Below are 5,439 nucleotides of genomic sequence, written 5' to 3'. Positions count from 1 at the left end.
AGGCTCGGTAGACACACGCCTTTTTCGTAACGGGTAGGATTACTCTGTCTGCATGGGCATCCTGAATTGGTTGATGCCAGAAGATACCTTTATGCGCCTCTACCAGCTTGAAATTAAGGACGATGACTGATCCTTCCTTCCAAAAACTGCCCGAGTGCGATCGCTGCTGGTTCAATGCGGGCAGTCTCTACCTTTGTTGCAGTGTGCATCCTGCTGGTGTGCAGAGCGATCGCTGCCCTGACTTCCAAGAAGATACCGCTGCGGCTGATCAGCAGCGTGAGTTCATGGCGCTGGAATGGGTTGCCGATGGCGGTAAGAGCTTATGGGAACCCGATGGTGCTAGCTACTACGGGGATGAGTTGGTGATCAACACAGAGCATCGCTAGAACAGGGAACAGAAGCTCGCGCTCTTGGACTGGCACCCGCTGTTCACCGGACGCTGTCCGCACTGTGAAGTGCCGTTGCTGCAAACCGAGCCAGCACGAGTGTACTGGGACTGTGTGTGCGGTTGGCGAGACGACAGCGTTTGACTGTTGCTGCCAAGGGGCACCCTGTAGTCAAGTAAGCCGTTAAACAGGCAGTGACATCCATGCAACCGAACAGTGCAGTACTCAACCTTGACCTTGATAGCGGCAAACACAGCACCAGTACGCACGACTTGGTTGCCATTGGCGGTAAGCTGCCGTACTGCTACCAGGTACCTACGAGCAAACTGTTAGATGTCATTGTCGAGGTTGCGCCGGGATACATAAACCTGGATGCCAACCAGTTATTACCCTACCCCGCACCACCTCAAACCCCTACCACCACACACCATAAAAACAAACTCCCCAAGCTATAAACTAGGAGAGTGTTTGTTAGGAAATAGGGTGAATACTGCCACCTGTTGATGTAAGAGTTTTCAATCAGGCTATTACCTTATTCGGGTACAAGGGTAGGTGTCCAAAAGTTTATGATCATAAGTCCAAGACTGAACAAGATAACCTGAGTCACCAATTTTCACGTCCCAATAGGTCTTTGGGGGAGCACCTTTGTAAGCAGGATTGTTCACAACTGTTAAGTATCCGCCGCCTTGCATTTTGACTCTTGGATAGTTAGGTTCTGAACGACCGAGCATATCTTTACGGGGATTCCCACAGTAATGAGCGTCTCTTGGAAACTCTATACGTACTTCTGCATCTAGAATGCCATTTTGTTTCTTTGTTGGATTACAGTCTTTATTTTTCCAATTGCAGCAAGAGGAATTATTTACAGGGATTCCCACAGAAAAATTCCGGAGGTTTTCAAGGGTAGGAACAGCGCTATAAATAGGCTTATCGGTTTTGTTGTAGACGCAAAAAGCTTGAGCAGGGTCTGTTTTTATCGCAAAACCTAGTGCGGTTACTGCTGTAGCCAAAAGAAATGCGTTCCAAGTTTTCATGTGACTCCTTTAAGTAGGGGCAAGTTTGTAGAAGGGAGGCATTTGCTTCCTCTAATAAAACTTGCGGGCAAGTTAACCGCGTTATGCACAAATCTGGTAAAAGTTTTTTGAAAGCTAGGATTTTGGCGGTCGCGCTACCGGGCTTAGTTATAGCAACGGACAAAAAGTGATCGTTAAGGCTGAAAGACCTATGAATGAAAGCTTTTAGCGGTTGCTTCGTTTTGGTATCTGTTGGCTTAAACTGTTCCATCTTGGACTGTAAACGGGATAGTTGATACCGAAAAAGTCTGATTTTACGTTGGTATAGCCTGCTTATTGTTTACAATCCAAGCATCGAAAATGGGACAGTTACCCTTAACAACCATTTTGACCCCGCTGCTATACAAAGGCGAGTAGGAGCCTTCCGTGCCCCCTGGGTCAAGCACTCTTCGTGCCCTTGGATGCCAATTATCCTTTACAAGCGATCGCTACGCTCCTCGCTGCTAGCAGTGTCTAGATCAAGGTCAATTGCGTGTGCTTGCCGTTGGCTGCAAGCCTAGAGACAGCTTTGCGCTTGGCGTTAGACTCGACAGGACGGGACAAGGTGTGGTGATACCAGCAGTAGGAAAGCACAACAGCCTCTTGCCGCGCCTCACCGTTTTCACTCAAGGCAGCACCTTTGAGCGCTAACTGTAAAGCGTCTCTACAGGGGTAACCGCCTTTAGACTGAGTGGCGCTATGGACAGCTACATCTTTAGCACGCCACTGCTCTCCCAGAGCCACAATTGTGTCCTGCTTGGGAGCCAAAATATACAAAGTGTTGGCTGGGTAAGGCGCATCATGAGCCTGGATTGCTGGCGCAGCACGGTGGGTTGCCATTGCCACCAGTGTCCCGATGACTTCATCCATGCTCCCAACCTGCTGAGCAGAACCATCGCTGGCTGCCGTGAAGAAAAAGCTGCTCCATAACTGAGGCTGCTGGGCGAGATCGGTGATAATCTCTTGCCCATTGAAGGCATTAAACTGTTGCTGCCAAACCCAAGCTGCGTGAAGGTCTTGAGGGCTAGAGTCTTGGGCAATTCGCCCGATTTTAGCTACGTCCAGCATGGTAATTCCTCGCTTTCTAGCGTTGGTTGTTTAATTTGCATAGCTGTTCGCACTTTAGGGAATGCGGATCAACCTCCTGCCACCCTACCCAGCCCTTTGAATCAGCACAAGCGTTTTCCAAGTGCTGAAGCCAATCGCTGCGTCAGTGCTGCCCCTCCTCCCATCGCCAAAAAAATTTCTGCCAAAGCTTTGGGAGCTGAGCGTGGGGGTAGACCCATTCTGAGCCGTAGGGCATAGACTTTCCATCAACTTCAAGGTGCTGATCTTGGCACTAGCAGCAGCACCTTGACCGCGAAGCGAGGGAAAGCCATCTTTAAATGACTGTGATGATCGTGGGACGACAGCCAGCAAACCTGCTCCAAAAAATTGATCGCAAAACGTCATGCTTCAGCGTCAGACACATTGGTTTTTTGCTGCATAGGGCTTTCGACTTGGCTCATAGTTGTCGCGTCATCTACGAGCGATTGCTGGGGCAAGATGCCTAGCTGTCGCGAACCCGCTATATCGCTGTCCTTTCATAGAGCCGTCAATGTGAGTGGCTAAACTGGAGGCACAACCTGCCAGAAAGCCTTTTGACAACACGATGGTGGTGCCGCGTAAAATTATCCACATCGACATGGATGCCTTCTTTGCCTCCGTGGAGCAGCGTGACCACCCGCAGTACCGAGGCAAACCCCTGGTCGTCGGCGGTAGACCAGACCAACGAGGCGTTGTGGCTGCTGCCAGCTATGAAGCACGCGCCTATGGTATTCACTCCGCCTTACCCTCACGCCTTGCCCAGCAACGGTGTCCTCAACTCATTTTCGTTAACCCTCGCTTTGAAGTCTACCGTGCTGTCTCACAGCAGATCCGCGCTATTTTTGACCGCTACACCGACTTAGTGGAACCGCTCTCACTGGATGAAGCCTACCTGGATGTGACCCTGAACAAACCAGGCATTGCCTCCGCGATGGCGATCGCCCGTGCCATCAAACAAGCGATTCGGGCAGAAACACAACTGACGGCTTCCGCTGGGGTCTCGTACAACAAGTTTTTCGCCAAGCTTGCCTCTGGTTTAGACAAGCCGGATGGACTGTACCTCATTGCGCCTGAGCAAGGGCAGGCAGTGGTAGAGGCGTTGCCGATCGCGAAATTCTACGGCGTAGGAGCAGCGACGGCTCAAAAGCTGCAGGCGCTCGGCATTCATAAGGGGGCAGACCTGAAGCAGTGGTCCGAAGCCGATCTGGTGCAACACTTTGGTAAAACAGGCAGCTATTACTACCGTGTTGCCAGGGCAGAGGACGAGCGCCCCGTCAATCCAAACCGTAGCCGCAAGTCGATTGGAGCCGAGCAGTCCTTTGCGGAAGATTTAGCAGCACTGGACGCGATGGATGAGGCACTGGCGACACTGGCTAGGGAAGTGGCAACCCGTATGGACAAACATCAGCGCTATGGTCATACTCTGACGCTCAAGGTCAAGTATGCCGATTACCAGCAGATCACCCGGTCTCAAACAGTGATAGAGCGACTACGGAATGCCGCAACGCTCTACAGCCTGGCAGGGGACTTGCTGCGGTCACACCTTGACCCCACCCGCAAAGTGAGATTACTGGGGCTTACGGTGTCCAACCTGACGGAGCCACTCTCGAAGCCGCTCTACAATCAGTTGCAGCTAGAGTTACCACCGTTTTTCTAGGCACTTACCGCTAGTGGCACTGTCAACGAAAACCAGCCGCTGCCTTCACACAGTCTGATGTGGGGTTGAGCTGAGCGAGTGCGACAGTTGATCATAAGGGTGCGAAGGCGCTGCTAGGTATGGTTCTCAGCGCTCGGTCAACATAGTGCTAGTTTTGTTGGTTAGTTGCTCAGTCCGCAACGGGGCAAGGGGGTGAAAAAGTAAAACTGCTACTGTGTAAAGTTTTTAGAGCTTGTGCCAGTTGGTGGCTAGTCCAGCATCAGCAGCGCAGGCTCCTCTTTAGCCACGCTGATCAATGGGCACCTTAGAACCAACAGAGACACAGCTAACCTGATCGCTCTGACCGGATTCTTTTTCATCCTCTGAACCGCAAGTTCGGCTAGTCACCCCAAAGTTTGGCTCATGCCAGCGCCAATGAATGGCAGTGAGACGAGGATTTTCAAACGTAATCCTCTTGGTCAGAGGTTTTCGAGGTCTTTTCCACACAGCAAACGGCTTCGGGAAGTCCACTGCATCAGGGTTGTTATGTTACTCTCTTGGAACTCATTGAGCGTGTTGTCAAAACAATTCGTCAGGACTGATTGCCTCTCCGTTGATATCTACAATTTCAAATGGAGCAAGTTCACTCAAAACCGTAATAATTGGTAGGAAATCTTCTCGAAATGCACGATGAATTGAGATACAGGTTACAGGGTCACCTTGTACGGAGAATTCAACATCGCTCTCCTCACCTTCCTCATTTGCCGTAATGTAGACAATTACTGCCCAAGGTTCATCGTTCTCAATTCTTTTCTTACGGTGAAGTGTAAATCCTGGTTGAGAACATAATCGGTTAACTACTTCCTCTTGACTACCAAAAGGTGTCAGTTCCGCCTTTGGGTCATCTCGCTTAAAAGGTACGCGGAATAGCCAATAGTCAACACTCATCTCAACCTTATCCGCATTCTTAGAAACACTATTCTATCGACACCTCACGGGTTGCAGGTGGCTGAAACCCTGGTTCTGTGGTGATCCTTCTGCGTCTTGGGCAACGGACCGAGCCGCATCAAGGGATTGAGTCAGGTGATCAGTGGTTCGGTTTCTTACTTTGATTGAACCGAGATGTTAAACAGCGTAAACCAAGCTCAGGGGTGCTTTCAGGCTTACGTTGTTTTTAGTCCGCTTGCTACGGGAACGCCAAAATGTCAGCTCTGCTCCCAGAACCCACTCAACAGCGCCTGATCGATTTCTGCTTCCGTTGGCGAATCGAAAAGCTGGC

7 protein-coding genes are annotated in these 5,439 nt (G+C 50.6%); 3 read left to right on the top strand and 4 right to left on the bottom strand.

Translation table 11 applies throughout. From position 1 onward, the window contains the following. The first annotated feature begins 122 nt into the window (after window positions 1–122). Both H6F86_RS31555 and H6F86_RS14865 read left to right on the top strand, forming a co-directional pair. Window positions 123–386, top strand: coding sequence for a hypothetical protein (locus H6F86_RS31555; RefSeq protein ID WP_199305295.1), 264 nt, complete (start codon window positions 123–125; stop codon window positions 384–386). 203 nt (window positions 387–589) lie between these two features. Next, window positions 590–841, top strand: a complete 252-nt coding sequence (locus H6F86_RS14865; protein ID WP_190449394.1) for a hypothetical protein — start codon at window positions 590–592, stop codon at window positions 839–841. 72 nt (window positions 842–913) lie between these two features. Here H6F86_RS14865 and H6F86_RS14860 read toward each other — a convergent pair whose 3' ends face one another. From H6F86_RS14860 to H6F86_RS14850, 3 genes are all read right to left on the bottom strand, one after another. Next, window positions 914–1,420 carry a hypothetical protein gene (locus H6F86_RS14860; protein ID WP_190449393.1) on the bottom strand — a complete coding sequence of 169 codons (507 nt, stop codon included), beginning with the start codon at window positions 1,418–1,420 and terminating at the stop codon, window positions 914–916. A 492-nt stretch (window positions 1,421–1,912) separates the two neighbouring features. Then, window positions 1,913–2,506 (bottom strand): hypothetical protein, encoded by a 594-nt coding sequence (locus tag H6F86_RS14855; RefSeq protein ID WP_190449392.1) that lies wholly within the window; start codon window positions 2,504–2,506, stop codon window positions 1,913–1,915. Between the two features lie 84 nt (window positions 2,507–2,590). Further along, window positions 2,591–2,890: a hypothetical protein gene (locus H6F86_RS14850; protein WP_190449391.1), complete on the bottom strand. Its 300-nt coding sequence runs from the start codon at window positions 2,888–2,890 to the stop codon at window positions 2,591–2,593. Between the two features lie 151 nt (window positions 2,891–3,041). On the opposite strand from H6F86_RS14850, the gene dinB reads away from it, so the two are divergent. After that, window positions 3,042–4,181 carry a DNA polymerase IV gene (gene dinB, locus H6F86_RS14845; protein WP_347240400.1) on the top strand — a complete coding sequence of 380 codons (1,140 nt, stop codon included), beginning with the start codon at window positions 3,042–3,044 and terminating at the stop codon, window positions 4,179–4,181. Window positions 4,182–4,739: 558 nt separating this feature from the next. Here the strand turns inward: dinB and H6F86_RS14840 are convergent. Next, entirely contained in the window at window positions 4,740–5,108 is a 369-nt protein-coding gene (locus H6F86_RS14840) for a hypothetical protein (protein WP_190449390.1), read from the bottom strand. Window positions 5,109–5,439: the final 331 nt, after the last annotated feature.

The organism is Phormidium sp. FACHB-592, assembly GCF_014695795.1.
Lineage (GTDB): Bacteria > Cyanobacteriota > Cyanobacteriia > Leptolyngbyales > Leptolyngbyaceae > Stenomitos.
This window is presented reverse-complemented; position numbering and strand designations above follow the sequence as displayed.